General features: G+C 45.6%; 18 protein-coding genes, 1 tRNA gene and 1 pseudogene. 4 read left to right on the top strand and 16 right to left on the bottom strand.

Annotated elements, in window-relative coordinates:
- Window positions 1-263: 263 nt before the first annotated feature.
- Window positions 264-1343: a GDP-mannose 4,6-dehydratase gene (gene gmd / locus B3B27_RS07725; protein WP_238865914.1), complete on the top strand. Its 1080-nt coding sequence runs from the start codon at window positions 264-266 to the stop codon at window positions 1341-1343.
- Between the two features lie 115 nt (window positions 1344-1458).
- Complete coding sequence (locus tag B3B27_RS07720) at window positions 1459-2556, top strand: GDP-L-fucose synthase family protein (RefSeq protein WP_238865912.1); 1098 nt, start codon at window positions 1459-1461, stop codon at window positions 2554-2556.
- 211 nt (window positions 2557-2767) lie between these two features.
- Here the strand turns inward: B3B27_RS07720 and B3B27_RS07715 are convergent.
- The 10 genes from B3B27_RS07715 to B3B27_RS07670 all read right to left on the bottom strand — a co-directional run bounded on the left by B3B27_RS07715 (window position 2768) and on the right by B3B27_RS07670 (window position 11464).
- A tRNA-Gly gene (locus B3B27_RS07715) sits at window positions 2768-2840 on the bottom strand.
- Window positions 2841-3028: 188 nt separating this feature from the next.
- Window positions 3029-3502 carry a GAF domain-containing protein gene (locus B3B27_RS07710; RefSeq protein WP_286847232.1) on the bottom strand — a complete coding sequence of 158 codons (474 nt, stop codon included), beginning with the start codon at window positions 3500-3502 and terminating at the stop codon, window positions 3029-3031.
- Between the two features lie 154 nt (window positions 3503-3656).
- Entirely contained in the window at window positions 3657-4337 is a 681-nt protein-coding gene (locus tag B3B27_RS07705; RefSeq protein ID WP_238865908.1) for an OmpA family protein, read from the bottom strand.
- Between the two features lie 125 nt (window positions 4338-4462).
- A complete protein-coding gene (locus tag B3B27_RS07700; RefSeq protein WP_238865906.1) occupies window positions 4463-4789 on the bottom strand; it encodes a hypothetical protein in 327 nt (108 codons plus the stop codon).
- A gap of 396 nt (window positions 4790-5185) precedes the next feature.
- A complete protein-coding gene (gene yidC / locus B3B27_RS07695) occupies window positions 5186-7216 on the bottom strand; it encodes a membrane protein insertase YidC (RefSeq protein WP_238865904.1) in 2031 nt (676 codons plus the stop codon).
- A gap of 55 nt (window positions 7217-7271) precedes the next feature.
- Window positions 7272-8891, bottom strand: coding sequence for a CTP synthase (locus B3B27_RS07690; protein ID WP_238865901.1), 1620 nt, complete (start codon window positions 8889-8891; stop codon window positions 7272-7274).
- A gap of 63 nt (window positions 8892-8954) precedes the next feature.
- The gene (locus tag B3B27_RS07685) at window positions 8955-9626 is read right to left on the bottom strand and encodes a cell division ATP-binding protein FtsE (protein ID WP_286847231.1); all 672 of its coding nucleotides are present in this window, start codon (window positions 9624-9626) and stop codon (window positions 8955-8957) included.
- Between the two features lie 65 nt (window positions 9627-9691).
- Window positions 9692-10159: a DUF4870 domain-containing protein gene (locus B3B27_RS07680; protein ID WP_238865897.1), complete on the bottom strand. Its 468-nt coding sequence runs from the start codon at window positions 10157-10159 to the stop codon at window positions 9692-9694.
- Between the two features lie 56 nt (window positions 10160-10215).
- Window positions 10216-10812 (bottom strand): TlpA family protein disulfide reductase, encoded by a 597-nt coding sequence (locus B3B27_RS07675; protein ID WP_238865895.1) that lies wholly within the window; start codon window positions 10810-10812, stop codon window positions 10216-10218.
- Between the two features lie 244 nt (window positions 10813-11056).
- A complete protein-coding gene (locus tag B3B27_RS07670) occupies window positions 11057-11464 on the bottom strand; it encodes a VanZ family protein (protein ID WP_238865893.1) in 408 nt (135 codons plus the stop codon).
- A 404-nt stretch (window positions 11465-11868) separates the two neighbouring features.
- Here B3B27_RS07670 and B3B27_RS07665 point away from each other — a divergent pair, with 404 nt between their 5' ends.
- Window positions 11869-13581 carry a S41 family peptidase gene (locus B3B27_RS07665; protein ID WP_286847230.1) on the top strand — a complete coding sequence of 571 codons (1713 nt, stop codon included), beginning with the start codon at window positions 11869-11871 and terminating at the stop codon, window positions 13579-13581.
- 137 nt (window positions 13582-13718) lie between these two features.
- On the top strand, window positions 13719-14162 hold the full coding sequence (locus tag B3B27_RS07660) for an MgtC/SapB family protein (RefSeq protein ID WP_238865888.1): 444 nt from the start codon (window positions 13719-13721) through the stop codon (window positions 14160-14162).
- A 26-nt stretch (window positions 14163-14188) separates the two neighbouring features.
- On the opposite strand, the gene B3B27_RS07655 is transcribed toward B3B27_RS07660, so the two are convergent.
- From B3B27_RS07655 to B3B27_RS07630, 6 genes and pseudogenes are all read right to left on the bottom strand, one after another.
- Window positions 14189-15037 carry an N-acetylmuramoyl-L-alanine amidase-like domain-containing protein gene (locus B3B27_RS07655; protein WP_286847229.1) on the bottom strand — a complete coding sequence of 283 codons (849 nt, stop codon included), beginning with the start codon at window positions 15035-15037 and terminating at the stop codon, window positions 14189-14191.
- 33 nt (window positions 15038-15070) lie between these two features.
- Window positions 15071-15739 carry a hypothetical protein gene (locus B3B27_RS07650; protein WP_238865885.1) on the bottom strand — a complete coding sequence of 223 codons (669 nt, stop codon included), beginning with the start codon at window positions 15737-15739 and terminating at the stop codon, window positions 15071-15073.
- A gap of 109 nt (window positions 15740-15848) precedes the next feature.
- A complete protein-coding gene (gene aroC, locus B3B27_RS07645; protein ID WP_238865883.1) occupies window positions 15849-16922 on the bottom strand; it encodes a chorismate synthase in 1074 nt (357 codons plus the stop codon).
- Between the two features lie 36 nt (window positions 16923-16958).
- Window positions 16959-19214 (bottom strand): cation:proton antiporter, encoded by a 2256-nt coding sequence (locus tag B3B27_RS07640; protein WP_238865882.1) that lies wholly within the window; start codon window positions 19212-19214, stop codon window positions 16959-16961.
- 90 nt (window positions 19215-19304) lie between these two features.
- Complete coding sequence (locus tag B3B27_RS07635) at window positions 19305-19901, bottom strand: FKBP-type peptidyl-prolyl cis-trans isomerase (protein ID WP_238865880.1); 597 nt, start codon at window positions 19899-19901, stop codon at window positions 19305-19307.
- Window positions 19902-20098: 197 nt separating this feature from the next.
- Window positions 20099-20224 (bottom strand): annotated as a pseudogene (locus tag B3B27_RS07630) (cystathionine beta-lyase); the annotation flags it as partial.

Genomic DNA, 20224 nt, shown 5'->3' with positions numbered 1-20224 from the left:
CCAATGTTATAACCAGCTGATATGCACAGCAAGTCCAAACAAAAGAATATCAATTTTCGGGTCGAATCAGTAAAAAACAAAACCGATTTTAACGGATTGCATAATAATGTTTGCCAGGGTATTTATGTGAATTTTGTGCATAAAAGACTTATTGGAGGAAACTTATTTTGTATAAGTAAATTTATCGATCTATTATTTGAACTATTTCCATTGTACAAAGTTATATTTTATCTTTGCAAAGATAAGAATTATAAAATATGATTATGAAAAAGACAGCTCTTATAACAGGAATAACAGGACAGGACGGCTCCTATCTGGCGGAATTGCTGATTGACAAAGGATACGAGGTGCATGGTTTTCTGCGGCGCTCGTCATCGTTCAACACGGGACGAATTGAACATCTCTACTTAGATGAGTGGGTACGTGACATGAAACAACAGCGGCTGATAAACCTGCATTACGCTGATATGACTGACTCGAGCTCGCTTATAAGGGTGATACAGGCTATACAACCTGATGAGATATACAACCTGGCGGCACAGAGCCATGTGAAGGTGAGCTTTGATGTGCCGGAATACACGGCCGAAACGGATGCGGTGGGTACACTGAGGCTGCTGGAGGCGGTACGAATACTGGGATTAGAGAAGAAGACGCGGATATACCAGGCATCGACCTCGGAGCTGTTCGGACTGGTGCAGGAGGTGCCGCAGAAAGAGACGACGCCTTTCTACCCGCGAAGCCCTTACGGGGTGGCTAAACTGTACGGTTTCTGGATAACGAAGAACTACCGGGAGTCATATGGTATGTTCGCGGTAAACGGGATCCTTTTCAACCACGAGAGTGAACGGCGTGGCGAGACATTCGTGACACGAAAGATAACGATTGCGGTGGCACGTATAGCACAGGGTATGCAAGATAAGTTGTACCTGGGTAACCTTGATGCGAAACGGGACTGGGGCTACGCGAAGGATTACGTAGAGTGTATGTGGCTGATGCTGCAACACGCTGAGCCGGAGGACTTTGTTATTGCCACTGGAGAGATGCACTCGGTGCGCGAGTTCTGTACTCTGGCTTTTGCCGAAGTAGGTATCAATCTGCGATGGGAGGGCTCGGGTATAGATGAAAAAGGTGTGGACAGGAATACCGGCAGAATACTGGTGGAGGTGGATCCTAAATATTTTCGTCCCGCCGAGGTGGAGCAGCTACTTGGGGACCCCACCAAAGCACGTACGATACTGGGATGGAACCCTACCAAAACATCGTTCCCCGATCTTATCAGGAAAATGGTGGAGCATGATATGAGGTTTGTCAGAAAGTTAAAACTTAACTCGACTGTCAAGTAAGATAGGCGATAAGGGTTGTTAATTCGTGCTCTTCTTGCCGGAAAACAATGCCTGATATTCAATTCTCAGAGGTTTATTTTCTATTTGAAAAAGCCTAAATGTAAATTTTACAACGATGAATAAAAATTCGAAAATATATGTCGCGGGACATAGGGGACTGGTGGGTTCGGCTATATGGAAGATTATGCTGGAGAAAGGTTATACAAACCTGACGGGGCGGACACATAAAGAGCTGGACCTGCTGGATGCAGAGGCGGTATCACGGTTCTTCGAGGAGGAGAAGCCGGAATATGTGTTTCTGGCGGCAGCACACGTGGGGGGTATCATCGCCAACAACACCTACCGGGCTGATTTTATATACCAGAACCTGCAAATACAGAACAATGTTATTGGGGAGAGCTGGCGCAACGGGGTGAAGAAACTGCTTTTCCTTGGAAGCACATGCATATACCCGAAAGAGGCGCCTCAGCCAATGACGGAAGATGCGCTGCTGACGGGACCATTGGAATACACCAACGAGCCGTACGCGATAGCTAAAATAGCGGGGCTCAAGATGTGTGAAAGCTTTAACCTGCAACACGGGACCAACTTTATAGCGGTGATGCCTACAAACCTGTATGGGCCGAACGATAACTTCGACCTGGAAAAGAGTCATGTGCTGCCGGCAATGATCCGGAAGATTCATCTTGCGAAATGCCTAATGGAGGGTGACCATGACGAGATACGGAAAGACTTGAACGCGCGACCTGCAGAGGGTGTGCCTGGCAGTGCACCGGATGAGGTGATAACCGCCCTGCTTAACAGGTATGGCATATATGCCGACAGAGTTGAGCTGTGGGGCACAGGGAAGCCGCTACGGGAATTTCTGTGGAGCGAGGAGATGGCAGATGCTTGCGTCTTTATAATGGAGAGGGTTGATTTTGCCGACCTGAAAGGTTCCGGCAGTGAGGTGCGAAACTGCCATATAAATATAGGTACAGGGAAGGAGATCAGCATACGCGACCTGGCATACCTCATCAGGGAGACTGTAGGATACCGGGGTAACATTGTTTTTGATGCTTCTAAACCAGACGGGACGATGCGAAAGCTGACGGATGTCTCGAAGCTGAACAACCTGGGATGGAAGCACTCTATTGAGATTGAAGAGGGGGTGAAAAAGATGTACGACTGGTACCTTAAAGCGACAGCATTGGTTAACTTTGTTATTGAATGAGAACAGTCCGGATATGAACAAAAATGTACGGAATATAATAAAAAACGTTCCGATTTGCGGTCGCGCGCAACCCCCTTGTCTTTGACTAACGCTTCCTATCAACTCATGCATACAGGAACTTTTATCCTGCACGCTTAATACCATGCTCTATATATAAATAAAAAAAGCATTCAATGAATGCTTTTCCGAAAACCTGGAGGGTTTTAATCTGAGCGGAAGACGGGACTCGAACCCGCGACCCCGACCTTGGCAAGGTCGTGCTCTACCAACTGAGCTACTTCCGCAATATATCAATAAACCAATTATTTCTCTTTCTTTACCTTGCCAAGGCCGGTTCCATTTCCTGATTCTTTGGGGCAAGGTCGTGCTCTACCTATCCTGAGCTACTTCCGCTCGCCGCGAAGCTACTGCCGCGATTGAGAGTGCAAAGATAACCTTTAGTTTTATTATCCCAAAATTTTGCTATCGAAATCTACCGGACCAGGGCGCAAATTTTTTCCAAAAAAGCGGCATCAACCATATCGAACGTATCGGGATAATCACTGTCGATATCGAGAACAGCAATTATTTCACCCTCACGCATGACAGGTACAACGATCTCGGAACGGGAAAGGAAGCTACAAGCTATATGCCCCGGAAACAGGGCGACATCGGGCACAATGAGGGTGCGTCCTTCTTTCCATGCTGTACCACATACACCCTTGCCGAAAGCAATGGTTGTGCAGGCTATGGGGCCCTGAAATGGGCCAAGCACCAGATGGCGATCAGATACCCTGTAAAAACCTACCCAGTAAAAGCCAAACACCTCTTTCAGGGCCGCAGAGATATTTGCCATGTTGGCAATAAGATCGGATTCACCCTCTGTGAGCGCCTGCAGCTGAGGAAGGAGCAGAGTGTATTTCTCTTCTTTGGGAGCACCGTGTGGAATATGTAACTCTTCTGACATGACTTTATAATGTGTTTGAAAAAAAGAAATGTTGAGTGTTTAAAAAATCGCGCTGTCCTCACGGACAACGCGACCTCACTAATTAAATTTCTATTAGTTTTATGAAAAAATTAAAAAAATTAAACTGCACAACGTATTGCAATGGTGCAATAGTCTATCGTGCTTGTTCCTGTGCTTCGCGTACCATCTTGGCGTTAGGGAAAATAAATACCTCAACGCGGCGGTTTTGTTCCCTGCCTGATACGGTGCTGTTGTCGGCAACTGGCTGTGTGGAGCCAAAACCCTGCGACATCATACGAGATCCGGAAACACCTTTAGACATTAAATAGTTGTAAACCGACTCGGCGCGGCGCTGTGAAAGCGGATTGTTGATGGCATCGCTACCGGTGCTGTCGGTATGACCATAGATCTTTACATCTGTATCGGGGTTGTTCTGAAGTGAAGTGGCAAACTTATCGAGTGACGCACGGGAAGCGGTGTTGAGTGTGCTTGAGTTGGTAGCGAAAAGAATTCCTGACTCAAATGTGACCTTGATGGCCTCTCCTTCGTTCACCTTCTCTACCTGTGCACCTTCTATCCTCTCCAGTTCGGCGGCCTGTTTATCCATCTTGTTGCCGATTATTGCACCAGCAGAACCTCCGACAACTGCGCCTATACCGGCGCCCCATGCGGCTCCGCGGCCTCCTCCGGCAATGGCTCCAATACCTGCACCTACTGCAGCTCCAGCTCCGGCTCCAATCCCTGTACCTTTAACAGTATTACTGGCTCCACAGCCCGATAATACCAAAGCTCCGCCCAACAGGGCGACAGCAAATAAATTTGAAAAAAACTTCATAGTTAGTTTATGTATTAATGAATTATTAATATGAAATAAAAATATTTATGTCCTTTTTGTCTTTTCGTTTATTCTGTTTATTTCATATTGTATATACTTACTTTTTAAAATAAACTTTTCCGACATTAATCAAACAGATTCAGAGTATCACAGTATGCCAACTCGCCGGCGACTATTGCTTCTATCTGCTCATCGGTATAGTCTCTGATATTATCCTTACGGACATTTTCAAAAATGTACTCCAGCAGCTCGTCTTCATCGATCTCAATTTCAGAGTCTTCATCATCCTCGTTGAGGAATCCCTTCTCTTCATAAAACTCGTAAATAAGATCTACAATGTAATTGATCTCATCATCGGAGAACTCGTTTTTCATCTCTTCCGGAAGAAATTCACGGATGAACTTCAATGAATCGTCCTCGTCATACTCAAGTACTTTGTTTTCCTCGCTCATAATAGTCTTTTTTTTAATAAAGATACTTACTTTAATGTTGAACAAAGATAGAAAAAATAAGTTCACACGTTAGACAACTGAACCACTTTTTTCACTACAATGTTGTTTTTCTCTACATAGTGTGATGCATACGGCTTTTTTAATGTTATGTACATGAAATATGAGTCCTCTCCGAAAACCTCAAACCCAATTTTATTGGTTTTCAACTTATTGAAAATCAATGATCATCTTGTGAAATTTTCAAGAAAAAAGACTTATCGGAGGAGACTCAAATATTAAAAGGTGAAGTGATGGATTGATTGAGGGGGAGGATTAAGCATGAAGGAAATGCAGTAAAAAAGCCCGTAAAAGGTGAGTCTTACGGGCTTTTAGTATCTAAGAGAATTATATTAGCTATCAGCGGCGATAGTTGCGCTTGGCATTCTGTTTTGCCTGTTCGCGCGCCATTTTCTCCTGCTGTTTCTGTGCTTCAGCAAGGCGTGCCATAAATCCCGATTTCTTTTTCGGTTTCTTTTTGTTCTCTTCCAGCTGCGCAAGAATCTTATCTTCGTCGATCACCTGTTTCATGATGGTGGTGATGATAATGGTGATAAGAGTGGAGAGAAAATAGTAGTAGTTGAGTCCTGCAGGATAAGAGTTGAGGAAGAAAAACATGAATATGGACATGAATATAGGCATATACTTCATTCCCTGCATGGACTGCTGCCCGGTATCGGACATGGCCATATTGTATTTGGTGTATATAACGTTTACTACGGTCATAAGGAGACAGAAAATACTGATATGGTTGCCAAGGAAACGTGTTATTAAGGGTATATTACCGCTCCAGGAGATAATGGAGTCATATGTGGATAGGTCATCGGCCCAAAGAAATGCCTGCTGACGAAGTTCAATGGCTGATGGGAAGAAGAAGAAAAGAGCAAGCAGAACAGGCATCTGAATGAGCATAGGAAGACAGCCGCTCATAGGGCTAACCCCTACTCTGCTGTATAGCTCCATGGTTGCCTGCTGACGCTTCATCATCATGTCTTGTTCGTTGCCGGGGTATTTCTTTTCTATCTCATGTATCTGTGGTCGGAGCACCCGCATCTTTGCAGATGACATGAACGACTTGTATGTGAGAGGCAGTGTAACTGCTTTTACCATTAAGGTGAGGATAAGTATTATAAGCCCCATACCCCAATTGAGTGAAAGGAAAAAGTTGAATACGGGTATCACAAACCATTTGTTGACCCAGCTCAACCAGCGATAGCCGAGATATACTACCTCCTCAAGCTGAAGCTTGTCGGCACTGTTTACCACATCCTTGTCGTACTCTTTAAGAGTGTTATAGTGTGCAGGCCCGAAATAGTAGTTGAAGCCTGCAGTTATAAGATCGCTGTCGGTACTCACCACGCAGGGTACCCATGTTTCTGCTTTGTAATCTTTTGTGTAATTAGGGCTATTGCTGAGCATTTCAGAAGTGAGGATGGTGTTGCTGAAAGGTTGCTTGCCTATGATTATGGCAGAAAAATACTGATCCTTGAAAGCAAACCACTTAAGCGGCTCGGAGAGCTCCCTGCGGTCGTTCTTGTTCTCACTCATCTTCTGTACATCCTGTTTGTCGTATTTATAGTGGATGCGTGTGAAACGGTTCTCAAATAGGCGACCTTTCTCCTGCTGTCGTATTTTTTGCTCCCAGTTGATTCTGAAGTTGGTAAGACTTTCAGGATGAAGGCCGGTTTTCATTCCTGCTACACGTATATCGAAATCCATCATGTACTCGCCGGCAGGAAGAGTATAAACAAAATCGATATATTGCTGCGGCGTCTGCTGCAGGCGCATTGTGACAGAACGACCGTCTGCGCTGCGTATGGGGGTAAAGAGCACATCCTCGGTAGAGAGGCGTACACTGTTCCGGTTGAAAAGGTCGAGATTGAAACGTGCTTCATCACCTTCAAACAGATAGAGGCTGTCTTCTGTATATTGAAGGAAATCTTTCAGCTGTAAGGAATAGATGGAACCGCCACGGGGGTTAAGCAGCAATCGTATGTGTTCGTTCTCCAGCATAACTGGTTGCTCATCGGCCTGCGATGAGATTGAGGAAGACGAGAGTGAACCGGCTGTGAGTAGTGAATCGGCTGTGATGGCTTCGTCCCGGGCAATGGATGACGTATCAGTCAAAGCGGGTTGAACTGATGATGTGGCTGAGGCAGCGCTGAAAAAGTCTCCAACGTTGCTGCCCTGGTCCAGGGAAGAGGAGCCGGAGTCTATTTCTGCTGATTTTTTTTCTGCCTCAAGTCTGGCACGCTGTGCCTCCACCAGGGCAGTGGAATCTCGCATGCTCCTTTGTTTTTCCAACTGCTCCCTGCTCGGCCTGTTGTATATGGAAAAGGCTATTATGATGCCGGTAATCAGAAGTAATCCTATAACTGTATTTTTATCCATTTTTTGTGCAACTGCCGCGTAGTAGCGACAATAAATCTCTCTTTTTATTAAGGGTTTATTTCTTCTTTTCGTCCCTGTATGCCGCCGCGGCCTGCATAAAGCTGAGGAACAGCGGGTTGGGCGAGACAACAGTACTATTATACTCAGGATGGAACTGCGTACCAAGGTACCACCGCAAGGCGGGAACCTCTACTACCTCCACCAGGCCGGTATCGGGGTTGACACCGGTACATTTCATTCCTGCCACTTCCAACTGATTCTTATATTCATTGTTAAGCTCGTAACGGTGGCGGTGGCGCTCACTCACTTTCGACTTGCCATAGGCCTTATAAGCCAGCGAGCCTTTCTTCAGCACACAGTCGTAAGCTCCCAGTCGCATCGAGGCTCCCATGTTGGTGATGTGCTTCTGCTCTTCCATGAGGTCTATGATATTGTGCTCGGCCTTAGGATCCATCTCTGTGGAGTTGGCACCTGGCATATTCATCACCGCGCGGGCATATTCTATCACCATGCACTGCATGCCAAGGCAGATACCAAAGGTGGGTATATTGTTCTCACGCGCATAACGCAGAGAAATGAACTTACCCTCGATACCTCGCTGTCCGAACCCGGGGGCAATAATTATGCCATCGGCATCGCGGAGAGTCTCTTCAACATTCTCATCGGTTATCTTCTCTGAGTGGCAGATATCGAATTTCAACCTTCTGTCGTTATAGATGGCTGCCTGAGAAATTGATTCGTTGATGGACTTATAGGCATCGGGCAGCTCGGCATATTTACCTACCAGCTTTATGCATACATCATGCTTCGCGTTTTTCTGCTTCTGAAGAAAAGCAGCCCAGTTTTCCATTGCAGAATCTCCTCCAAGCGGCATGTTCATCTTGCGGAGAACAACCTCGTCCATACCCTGCTTCTGCATCATGAGGGGGACCTCATAGATGGTGGAGACATCTACCGACTGGATAACGGCACCTTGCTCTACGTTACAGAAGAGTGCAACCTTATCGAGAATATCCTTGTTCAGGCGGCGTTCGGTACGAAGCACAAGCATATCGGGCTGTATACCGACCGACTGCAGCTCTTTAACTGAGTGTTGTGTAGGTTTGGTTTTAACCTCTCCGGCAGCAGTGATATATGGCACATAGGTCAGGTGGAGGCAAAAACAATTCCTTCCAAGCTCCCATCGCAGCTGACGCACAGCCTCGAGGAACGGTGTGGACTCTATATCGCCCACGGTACCGCCAATTTCTGTGATTACAAAATCGGATTTGCTCTTTACACCAAGTAGTTTTATGTTCCGCTTTATCTCGTCGGTGATGTGGGGAATGACCTGTACGGTTTTTCCCAGGTAGTCGCCCCTCCGCTCTTTCATTATCACATTCTGATAGATGCGCCCGGTGGTGATGTTGTTGTCCCTGGTTGTCTGTATATTAAGAAAACGTTCGTAATGACCAAGGTCGAGGTCGGCCTCGTGCCCATCGATAGTCACAAAGCATTCGCCATGCTCATAGGGATTGAGTGTTCCCGGATCTACATTGATATAGGGATCGAACTTCTGAATGGTCACCTTATATCCCCTTGCCTGTAACAGCTTACCCAGCGATGATGCAATGATTCCTTTTCCCAGTGAAGAAACTACACCACCTGTAACAAAAATGTATTTTGTATCAGCCACGATTGTGAAATATTTTAATCTTTGATTTTTTTCAAAGATGCAAAGGTACAAAAAAATTAGAGATTATATAGCAACAAGGCTCATGTTTTCACAGCGATTAATCCTCCCGGGAAATGCCTGAACAATGGAGTAGTTGTGTGTTGACATGATTACAGCGGTACCGCGGCTAGAGATCTCCTGCAGAAGAGCAATGATCTGACTGCCGGTCTCAGGGTCGAGGTTACCCGTGGGCTCATCGGCCAGGATAAGAGCCGGCGAATTAAGGAGCGCACGCGCAATAACCACACGCTGTTGCTCACCTCCCGACAACTCGTGCGGCATCTTGTAAGCCTTGTTTTGCATACCCACCTGCACCAGCACTTCGTTGACACGGTCTCTTATCTCCTGCCGGTTTTTCCAGCCTGTGGCACGAAGCACAAACTCAAGGTTTTTCTCTACCGTTCGGTCGATAAGCAGTTGAAAATCCTGAAAGACTATTCCAATCCTTCTTCTGAGAAAGGGGATGAGCCTGCGTTTGATATTTGCAAGCTCATAGTCGAACACCCGGGCACTACCCGACTCGATGGGCAGCTCGGCGTACATGCTCTTCATGAGCGTGCTTTTCCCTGATCCCACCTTACCTATTATGTAAAGAAAATCGCCACGGTTCAACGTGAGATTTATATCGCGGAGAATAACATTCTCCCCCCTGTTAAGCTGTACGTTTGAATAATTTACTAACTGTTCCTGTACCATTAATTTTTTACTGAACCTTTGCATGAATCGATAGGGCTGTAATAATAACACATGCTAAAGTTGAATTATTTGATGAATTGTATCGTAAACGGATATTTCCAGTAGTCGCCATTGTTTGCCTTGACGCTGGCCAGGATCACAAAAACGACGTAAAGAATACCGATGACGACTGCTAAAGGTATTCCAATGAGGGTAATGCATAACACCAAAGCATAGATAACGTAGCTGATCATGAAATTGACCACATTCTTGCCATGGAGATCTACTTTAGCATTCTCCTCTTTGTTGGTAACCCACATGACTACGGGGACGATGAAGCCGGCAAGGGGTACGATAAGCCCCGATAGCTGTGACAGATGCATGAGCATAAGGTAGGTATTCTCCGTAAGGCCGAACAAGGGCCTTCTGCCTGCCTTGCTGAAGACGTTGCCTTCGCTCTTAAGTACTTTTTCTTTTTCACGCTGGTACTCCTCTTCGGTAATACTTCCTTTTTCACGTAATTCGTCGAGAATTTTCAGATCTTCGTACTTCATAGGTTTGATTTTTTTGATTTGTTTTTTTGATTGACTGCCGTTCGTGCCGGCTTTCACTAATCAAGAAGAAGTCTGTCAATAGTCTCTACCATCCGATTAAACTCTTCTTCTTCAAAAAGTCGCGTGAGCATCACAATTTTTCCTTCCCTGTTGATTATAATATTACGGGTTATACCTGCTTCTTTCTCGGCATACAACCCGAATATGTCGGCATTGGGGTCAAAGCCGATAGGATATGTTACCCTGGTGGCTTCAATAAGCTCTTTTATCTTTTCGGCAGGCTCATCACGATCAATACCGTAGAGAGCGAAACCCGGGTTAGCTTTATGACGCTGCCATATACGCGACTCAATATATGGCATCTCCTTGCGGCATACACCACACCAGCTGGCGGTGAACTGCAACATCACCACCTTCCCGCGCAACGAGGAGAGTGTAACGCTGCTGCCATCTGGCAGCTTCATTTCAAAATCGGGAGCCTGGTCTCCCACTTTCACAAGATATTGCCGGTCGGTACCGGCCACTGGCAGCACTGCTCTGTTTGTTGTATCGCCGGCAATAATATTTGTATCGCCTGATCTCTTTTCTGTGGATCTGCCGCACGATGCAAGAAGGGTGAGTGCGAGCAGGCTGAATAGTATCTGTTTAAACATGCTGTAATTTTTAAAATTTGTACCCATCCTAAATCACATAGAGGGTTGTTGATATTATTTTCGCTATCGGTGATACTTCCATTTTTAAGATCATATAAACTCTATGAGCTGAATCTACTGATATAACCTCCAGTAAGCAGGTGACGGGTGCAACCCATATCAGGAGGTTTTTTGTTGAATCAACTGATATGACCGCCGATGATGCTACCCCTTAAGATCATATAAGCTTAAAGGGTTAAATCAACTACAAAGATATGTTTTTTCTCTTTCTTTTCCTTATCCTCAGTAAAATAATTGCTACTGCCATAGCTACCAGAGAACCAAGTATATCTGCAATCCAGTCTCCCCACTCAGCGCTTCGCGATGTAAATATATATTTCTGCATAAGTTCGATTGTGCCACCGTAAATCACCGGTAAAATAAATCCCCAGAAAACCCAGCGTAAAACAAGAGGGTTGCCGTTGCACATTTTGTAATAATCGTAGAGAGAGACAGCCGATAGCAGGAAAAACATCCCGAAGTGGGCAAACTTATCCCATTGAATACCATGCGGCATATCGGGGATGCTGCCGGGACCCAGAATGCAGGTCGCGATGAAAATAACAAGGCCGACCAGAGACGGGATTATTGTGTATCGGAGCAAGGTGCGCATCAATTTATAATTTTAACATTAGCCACAAAGATAATATCAATCACATAATTTAGCACAATTAAGGTCGCGAAAATTTGAACAACTTGCATATTTGTTGCTTTTGACAATGAATTTTCAGATGTGTTATGATAACAGCAATGGTATTGCCTGTGCCAGACTTGTCTTCTATTTCAATCACTTGACGGAAATATTATCGCAATGGTTTTATCGAAGCCGGCTTGCTGTATGCTTGTTGAATGGATAAAGCGAAAGTTGAATAAATATATTTTTTTTTGAGAATAACGCCTGTTCCTTTAGCCTATTTATAAACATATAACGAAAAGAAGAATATATTCTCGCAAAAAATTTGTTCCTTTGCTACAAAATCATAGGAAGATAACATATTAACAGGTATCATTATAAATATGAGAAAAAGTATTCTTTTTGTGCTGCTTGCTCTTACAGTGATGCACACTTCAGCACAAAATCAGGCAGATGATAAAAACCGGCGCTACTTCGATATCAACAAAAACATTGATATTTTCAATTCTGTGCTGCGGGAGCTGGACATGTTCTACGTTGACAGCATTGAGGTTGACAAACTGATACAGGGCACTATAGTGAATATGCTTGCCAGGCTTGATCCATATACCGAGTACTATCCTGAAGAGAGCATGGGGGACCTGAAGTTTCTTACCACGGGAGAATATGCCGGTATAGGTGCCATTATATCATATAACAACGGACAAGTGGTTATCAATGAACCCTACGAAGGGCTCCCGGCAGATAAAGCGGGACTTAAAGCGGGCGATGCTATCCTGGAGATTGATGGTGATGATATGCGCAAAGCCAATGTAAAAGAGGTGAGCGAAAGGTTAAAAGGCACACCCGGAACTACCTTGAAGCTGAAGATCAAGCGCCCGGGTGAGAAGAGTGAACGAACATTGACCATCTTTCGCGAAAAGATTGAGATGGATCCTGTTACTTACGCAGGAGTGATGAATGACAGTATAGGGTACTTTCATTTCGGCAGCTTCACAACTAAAAGTTCAGAACGTGTAAAGGAGACGGTTACCGATCTGAAGAACAAGGGGGCCAAATCGCTTATCATGGATCTCCGCGGAAACGGGGGTGGCATACTTGATGAGGCAGTGAACGTGGTAAACCTGTTTGTGCCGAAAGGTGAAGAGATTGTAGCGACGAAAGGCAAAGTGAAACAATGGGACAGAGTATATTATACACAGAATCAGTCGCTGGATGAGATTATACCCATTGTGGTGCTTATAGACACGGGATCGGCTTCAGCATCGGAGATTGTGGCAGGGGGATTACAAGACCTGGACAGAGCTGTTGTAGTGGGTAATCGTTCTTTTGGAAAAGGGCTGGTGCAGACCCCGCGAGACCTTCCCTATGGCGGAAACATTAAAATCACCACATCGAAGTATTACATACCAAGCGGACGATGCATTCAGGCTCTGGATTACTCGCACCGTAACCCGGATGGCAGTGTGGCAAGGGTGCCCGATTCACTGACTAACGTGTTTAAGACAAGGAGCGGCCGCCACGTGCGTGACGGGGGCGGTATAACGCCTGACATTACTCTACCTCAGGAGTCGGGGGGGACCATTGCCTATTACCTGATGACACAGAACATTATTTTCGACTATGTAACAGAATGGGTTCAGAAAAACAAGGAGATTGCTCCACCCGAACAGTTTAGAATATCTGATACGGACTATGAGTCGTTTAAACAGTTCGTGAAGTCCAGGAATTTCGAGTACGATAAGATAAGTGAACAGTCGCTGAAACAACTGAAGAGTGTGATGGAGTTCGAAGGTTATCTGAATGTAGCGTCTGATGAGTTCAAGGCGCTGGAGGCTAAGTTGCACCCTAACCTGGACAACGACCTGGAGCTTTTTAAGGGTGATATAAAATCGATGATCGAATCGGAAATAGTGCAGCGTTATTACTATAAGAAGGGGGTACTTCTCCACCAGCTTTCAAGAGATAAGGTGTTCGAAAAAGCTGTGGAGGTGCTGAAGGACCGGGATATGTACCAGTCGGCGCTTAAGCCTTTGCCCGCTAATGTACCTCCTGCAAAAGAGATAAAGGAGAAGCTGAAAAATCAATACTCTTAAAGCTTAGATTGAGGTATTCCATGCTCCGCCTTTGAGCTTTCAGATTGTCGAGTATCTCCTGTTCGGTTTCTTTATTGAGTTATGCCATATTCTACCTTTAAGTATCTTATAATTTGATATTTAAAATGTTTACACTGATGTTTGTTGTACGCCTGTTAATGGCGACCATTGCCGGGGGTGCTGTAGGCCTGGAACGGGAGACGAGCAATAAAAGCGCAGGCCTAAGGACAAACACACTTGTGGCAGTGGGTGCATGTATTTATGTGCTTATTGCCGGTCGGGTGATTGAGGGTTCGGATGGCGATCCAACGCGTATAGTGGGACAAATAGTGACCGGAATAGGATTTCTTGGTGCCGGGGTAATCCTGCATAGGGGCACGAATGTGCGGGGGCTGACCACTGCCGCTACAGTCTGGTGCAGCGCTGCACTGGGCTGCCTTGCCGGGTTCGGGATGTACTGGGAGCTGGCGGTCTCCACGGCAATGGTGATTTTGATAAATCTCTCTTTTAAAAAGATGGACAAGTGGTTTATAAAGGATCGCAAAGAGAAGAAGCAGGGCGGTAATGAGGACTTTGAGTAAACAATGGCCGTTACCTGAATTCAGGGTTACTCTACATTTGCGATGATAATTCCGGTACATACCGCTTGTGAAGCACAGTAGTCACTGAGCGTTTTAGTGTCTATAACTACTTTTTTTTGTGCCGAGGAGGCATGAATAAAGGTAAGTCTCTCTTCTTCCTGATAGGCGAAGCCCGTGTGGGTTACATCAAGGCCGTTTATAGAGGTAGTAAAAGCTATAACCGACATATGGGGGATTAATGGTGCCGTGATGGCGATATTTGCTTTTGGAAGATAATTGAATCCCCCCCTGTCACTGATATCTTTTTCTATTGCCGCCATCTCTGTGAGCATAGTGTCATTGGACTTCAACTGACGGTATGACTCACGGTTTGAGGTCATGAAATTGATGGTTTTCTCCAAGCGTACACCACCCAGCTCCGCGGAGATATTCTTAAGTATTCCCTTTGTTTCGTTGTGGTATAACCAGTCTGTTGCGTAATGCAAACGCGAGGGATACCCCTCCACTTTTCCCTCTCTGTAACGAATACGCTGCAACTCGTTAAGGAATGTATCGAAAGCGGGGTATCCGGAACGGACGGCACGGGTTAGCGCAATAACTGTCTCAACATAGGTGGTGCAGTCGAATAGGCGCAGATTGGCCACCAGTACCTCTTCATCGTTTATTTCCAATGTATGGGCAGCATAAGGTTTATCGAGAAAGAAAGCAGCTGTCTTTTCCAGCAACTTACCGGTAGGCTGTGTCTGCCAGGGAGCGATATATGAGATGTATTCATGAAATATTTTCACATCCTCAGGTGTATAAAAGGCCTTCGGCTGTGCTGAGACTGCTCCGGCAGACAAAATTATTGCGAGGGTTATACAGATCGTCTTCATTGATTACCGGCTTGTCATTTCGTCACCATTTTGTTACCATTTATTCATTTTCTTTATTCGCTTTTCGTCCTCCTTGCGCCACTTTTCATTCTGTTTCCTGATTTTTTTATCCCTTTTTTCCCACTCCTTCATTTCTTTCTTCTCCTGTTTGTAGATCTCCTTGTTCCGTTTTTCAATCTGCTTATTTATCTTTTTCACCTCCTTGTGAGAAACAGGACCGTATATTACCACTCCGTTGTCGAAAATAACACCGCTACGCCGGGCGATAACCGGATCGCGATGTCGTCCATAGTCGTAGAAGATATTTCTCCAGTAGCGGTTTTTATCTCTCATCATGTTTTTCATCCGGTGAAAACCGGCAGAACCGGGCTTTATGCCGTAACTCTGTGCCAATACACCCCATCCGTTACCTTGCGGATAGCGGTGATAATGACTTACGATATCCCTTACCGGTACTCCTAAAAAGCTACTGAACTCAAGTCCCAGCAACACGTTGCCCCAGTTGTTCCCGAAGCTGCCGTAAAGCTCTATCAGAGTGTTACGGGGCACACCATAGTGATACTCATAAAGTGCAACTATCTGGTTGTTGCTATATGAGTTGGAGTAGCTTCTTATATCTACTGCAAACTGCCTGAAGTCTGCCTGTGCCATCAGAGTTACAGATATCATCATTATAGCTAAAGCAGTTATTATCTTTTTCATAATTCTAAGTTTTAGGATTTCTTTTTCTTCTTTTATTACTGCTTTGATGGTTTCTTCTGGAAAAAGTTTAAAAAAGGGTTGAGCCAAGTTAGCAAAACAGGCGGAATTATTATAGTGGTTTACCGGCTTTGGCAAGCAGAAAAGCATCCATTATGGTTATCGCTGCCATGGCTTCAACAATGGGGACGGCACGTGGCAATACACATGGATCGTGCCTTCCGCGGGCTTTGATAATGGTGTCGTGCCCATGAATATCAACTGTCTCCTGCTCTCTCAGGATAGTGGATACCGGTTTGAAGGCGACACGAAAGTAGATATCTTGCCCGTTGGAGATACCCGCCTGGATGCCACCCGAGTGGTTGGTACGGGTATTTATTTTGCCGTTGTCGTTGAAGAATACATCATTCACTTCGGAACCGCGACGGGAAACATTGAACCCGGTGCCATATTCGAATCCCTTGACAGCGTTAATGCTTAGCATTGCCGATCCGAGCATGGCATGAAGCTTACCGAAAACCGGTTCGCCCAAGCCGGCAGGTGTACCTCTGACTACGCAGGTGATTATACCACCTATGGTATCGCCCTGGTTTCGTACCTCCTGAATGAGCCTGATCATCTCTTCAGCTTTTGACTGATCGGGACAACGCATCATATTATCTTCAACACGAGTGAGGTCGTATTTGGTATAGTCGTTCTCAAGAGCGATATCTCCCACCTGTGAGGAATAAGCAATAATACCGATATCATACTGCCTGAGCCAGAGCCTGGCTACGGCACCAGCAACGATGCGGGCGACAGTCTCCCGGGCTGAGGAACGACCTCCGCCACGGTAGTCGCGAATACCATATTTCTGCTGGTAGGTAAAATCGGCGTGCGACGGGCGAAAAGCATCTTTAATATTATCGTAGTCTGACGACTGCTGGTTTTCGTTACGCACGATGAACCCGATGGGTGCCCCTGTGGTTATGTTGTTGAATACTCCTGAAAGAAATTCAACCCTGTCGGGCTCCTTGCGGGGAGTGGTTATACGCGACTGTCCCGGCCGCCTTCTGTCGAGCTCTGACTGTATAAAATCCATATCCAGCTCCAGTCCCGGCGGACAACCGTCTATCACACCTCCTACGGCGGGACCGTGCGATTCGCCAAACGATGTTAACCTGTATATTGTTCCGAATGTGTTCATATCATTATTTTTTATGATGTATGTAACTAATCATAATTACTCAACCACCTCTACGCTTTCACGCTCCTGTTCCAGCCCTGTCTCCTGCCCCTGCCCTTTTTCACGTTCATTCTCGTGCTTATGCCCGGGATCTTTCTCCCATACCTGCCCCTGCTCACGCGTTTTCTCCCTCTCCTTATCCCGGTTTTGCTTCTCTCTCAGGGAGGAAAGAATGGTTTCGCCGAATCCCCCCAAGCTCTGTATTGAGTTCATGATTGAGGCGTTGGCCATGTCGTTGTGATAATCTTCAACAGACGCCGACTGCACCGGGTAGAGCAGTATGAAGTTGCAGTTCTTGAAATTCTTGTTGATATAATCGGGAATATTCCGCATGGTATAATCGTACGATACCTTCCGCAAGCGACTCATAACTATTACCAGCCCTTCATCCTTTCCAACCTCACTGGTGAGACTCAGAAAATTGCGCCAATCGCTGAACTCACTAAAGTCGGCATTAATAGGATGCACCTTGTGTACATATCTTAGAATTTCAAGTATATCGCTGTTGCCATAGAATGTGAATCTGGCACCCGAGTTACGCCCCAAATTCCATATCTTTGATAGCCAGAGAGGGAAACCAATCTCCTTGTCGGCGTCAGGCGGAATTATTACCAGCCGTCTTCTGACAGTGGAAAGGGGCTGTAGAGCTTTATAAACAAAAAGGGTGGACTGACACTTGTTGAGTACACCTTCGACAAGGTTACCCAGGAAAGACTTAGATATCTCCTGTTCCTGATGAAGGCCCATCACAATATCGGTTATGGCGTATTTTTTAACCACGCCCAGAATTCCGTTAAGGATGTTCATATCGTAACGGCGCAGGGGCTGAATCACCGTTTCGGCTCCTGCGCCAAGCTTTACAGCCTCCTCCAGCAGCTTGTGTGATTCTTTTTCGACATGAAGGGTGGTCTCGGAACTTTTAATAATGTTAAGGGCATAGAGGTTCCGAGTGTTGGTTTTCGATTTGAGCACAAGGCTCAGATCGATAAGATCTTTGAGAGTGTCTTTGTTGGCGACCGGGATAAGTATCCTCTCCTCGCGGTTGGCCTCATTCTCATTTTCCATCCCTTCGGAGAAGCTTACTTCCACCGCACCCTTCTGTGCACGGAACGAAGCTACGGTACAGGTGACCAGGATCATGACAATGGTTCCGTTGAGGATACTATCATCGAGCAGTCCCACACGATGCCCGACCATTACAGCCGCAAGAGTGGCGGCTGCCTGTGCGTTGCTGAGGCCAAAGATGAGCATTCTCTCGGCATTGGAATAGCCAAATAATTTCTGTGTAATAAGCGCTGCCAGGTATTTAGCCAGCATTGCTACTGCAGTCATTATGACAGCCACTTTAACGGTCTCCCACCCCGAGACGAAAGCGTGGTAGTCGATAAGCATACCTACGCTGATAAGAAAGATGGGGATAAAGATGGCGTTACCCACAAAATCTATCCTGTTCATCAGAGAGGAGACGTTTGGCACAAGCCTGTTCATGGAAAGCCCGGCAAGAAAAGCGCCTATAATAGCCTCGATTCCCGCCAGTTCGGCGAGGAAACCCCCCATGAATATTATGGTCATGACGAAGATAAACTGAGAAGTGCTATCCTGAAACTTCTTGAAGAACAACCTTCCTATAAAAGGAAAAAGGAAGATGACAATCAGCACGAAAACCGTCATTGATATTGTCATCTTTGTCCAAAATGCAGGTGTCACCTCTCCGCGGTTCATAGCAACAATAACAGCCAGCACTAATAGCGCAAGGGTATCGGTAATCATCGTACCCCCTATGGCGACAGTTACAGCCCTGTTCTTGCCTGCTCCAAGTTTACTTATAATGGGGTATGCCACAAGCGTGTGGGAGGCGAACATACTTGCCAGGAGAATGGCAGAGATGAGCTGCATATTAAGCAGATAGATGCCTGCAAAAGTTCCTATGAGCATTGGGATGGAGAAGGTTAGTAATCCGAACACAAGGCTCTTTGAGCTGTTTTTCCTAAACTCTGCTGCATCAATCTCGATGCCTGCAAGGAACATGATATAGAGCAGTCCGGCATTACCCAGCATTATCATGTTGCTGTCACGCAGCATAAGTCCTATTCCATAAGGACCGATTACAGCACCGGCAATAATGAGCCCTATAAGCGAAGGTATCCTGATCTTGTTGAAAAGTATGGGTGCGAACAGTACTATGACGAACAAAATAAGAAACTGAACCGTAGGGTTGGCTATAGGCAATGAAATATTGAGTGCAGATAACATTGAGAACTATACATATTTGTCCCGTTTCCGGACTGTGAAATCGGGAATGATTAATTTCGCAGTATAACAGACTGCGTTTAAAAACGGTTTTCAGCAGTTGCCGCAACCGCCAGAGCTGCAGTTGCCGTCGTCTTCACCACAACTGCCAGAGCCGCAGTTACCGTCGTCTTCACCGCAACCGCAACCGCAACCGCCGCAGCCTCCCGAGAAAAGAGCCGCGATCTCTTCGGCAGAGGCTTCGCGAACATTTCTCACCATGCCGTCGAAATGCATGGTCTCTCCAGCAAGCGGGTGATTGAAATCCATAACCACAGCATCGTCACCAATGGATACCACAGAGCCCATAAGCCTGTTGCCTGATGAATCCATCATCGGTACCGAATTGCCTTCGAAGATTACCTCATCATCTATCTTGCCGTTTATCTCGAAGATGTTTTTGGACAGCTCAACCACTTTAGCATCGTCATAGTCTCCATATGCCTCTTCAGGCCTCAGCTTAAAGGAGAATGAATCACCCTCGGAAAGGCCTTCAATACCGCGTTCGAATGCTTCGAGCATTGAGTTGGTCCCGAAGATGAATTCAAGAGGCTGCTCAACGGTAGCCTGTTCCATCAGTTCACGCTCATCTCCATCACCCACATTCAGATCGTAGGTGAGGGTAACGTATTTATTTTCTGAAATTTTCATTTAAATATTTTTTGAATTGTAATTAAAATTAATGCTTCGTTAAAACTTCATTTATAATACTGACAGTCAACGATTTATGTCAGATCCTCAAGGAGTGTCATACTCTATTGATATTCAGTGAATTATAAGAACTATTTAAAAAAAATACCGAAGTATTGTAAAATACTATCTGGTAACAACTGTAAGTTTTTTGATGTTTATAGCGTGAGCGCATTTTTTAAATTATTAAGAGCTCTTTCGAGGACCTTCCTTGATGTGCCTACATTGAGACGCATAAAACCCTCCCCTCCCGGGCCGAAAATGGATCCGTCGTTTAGCGCCAG

Origin of the sequence: Proteiniphilum sp. UBA5463, from assembly GCF_002427225.1 — a bacterium.
GTDB classification, from domain to species: Bacteria; Bacteroidota; Bacteroidia; order Bacteroidales; family Dysgonomonadaceae; genus Proteiniphilum; species Proteiniphilum propionicum.
The sequence above is the reverse complement of the archived record's forward strand: the minus strand, read 5'-3'. Positions and strand labels throughout refer to the sequence as shown.

Bases quoted from the DNA above. Each gene is read 5' to 3' on its own strand.
- gmd (WP_238865914.1), top strand. From the start codon at position 264: ATGAAAAAGACAGCTCTTATAACAGGAATAACAGGACAGGACGGCTCC.
- B3B27_RS07720 (WP_238865912.1), top strand. From the start codon at position 1,459: ATGAATAAAAATTCGAAAATATATGTCGCGGGACATAGGGGACTGGTG.
- B3B27_RS07710 (WP_286847232.1), bottom strand. From the start codon at position 3,502: ATGTCAGAAGAGTTACATATTCCACACGGTGCTCCCAAAGAAGAGAAA.
- B3B27_RS07705 (WP_238865908.1), bottom strand. From the start codon at position 4,337: ATGAAGTTTTTTTCAAATTTATTTGCTGTCGCCCTGTTGGGCGGAGCT.
- B3B27_RS07700 (WP_238865906.1), bottom strand. From the start codon at position 4,789: ATGAGCGAGGAAAACAAAGTACTTGAGTATGACGAGGACGATTCATTG.
- yidC (WP_238865904.1), bottom strand. From the start codon at position 7,216: ATGGATAAAAATACAGTTATAGGATTACTTCTGATTACCGGCATCATA.
- B3B27_RS07685 (WP_286847231.1), bottom strand. From the start codon at position 9,626: ATGGTACAGGAACAGTTAGTAAATTATTCAAACGTACAGCTTAACAGG.
- B3B27_RS07680 (WP_238865897.1), bottom strand. From the start codon at position 10,159: ATGAAGTACGAAGATCTGAAAATTCTCGACGAATTACGTGAAAAAGGA.
- B3B27_RS07675 (WP_238865895.1), bottom strand. From the start codon at position 10,812: ATGTTTAAACAGATACTATTCAGCCTGCTCGCACTCACCCTTCTTGCA.
- B3B27_RS07670 (WP_238865893.1), bottom strand. From the start codon at position 11,464: ATGCGCACCTTGCTCCGATACACAATAATCCCGTCTCTGGTCGGCCTT.
- B3B27_RS07665 (WP_286847230.1), top strand. From the start codon at position 11,869: ATGAGAAAAAGTATTCTTTTTGTGCTGCTTGCTCTTACAGTGATGCAC.
- B3B27_RS07660 (WP_238865888.1), top strand. From the start codon at position 13,719: ATGTTTGTTGTACGCCTGTTAATGGCGACCATTGCCGGGGGTGCTGTA.
- B3B27_RS07655 (WP_286847229.1), bottom strand. From the start codon at position 15,037: ATGAAGACGATCTGTATAACCCTCGCAATAATTTTGTCTGCCGGAGCA.
- B3B27_RS07650 (WP_238865885.1), bottom strand. From the start codon at position 15,739: ATGAAAAAGATAATAACTGCTTTAGCTATAATGATGATATCTGTAACT.
- aroC (WP_238865883.1), bottom strand. From the start codon at position 16,922: ATGAACACATTCGGAACAATATACAGGTTAACATCGTTTGGCGAATCG.
- B3B27_RS07640 (WP_238865882.1), bottom strand. From the start codon at position 19,214: ATGTTATCTGCACTCAATATTTCATTGCCTATAGCCAACCCTACGGTT.
- B3B27_RS07635 (WP_238865880.1), bottom strand. From the start codon at position 19,901: ATGAAAATTTCAGAAAATAAATACGTTACCCTCACCTACGATCTGAAT.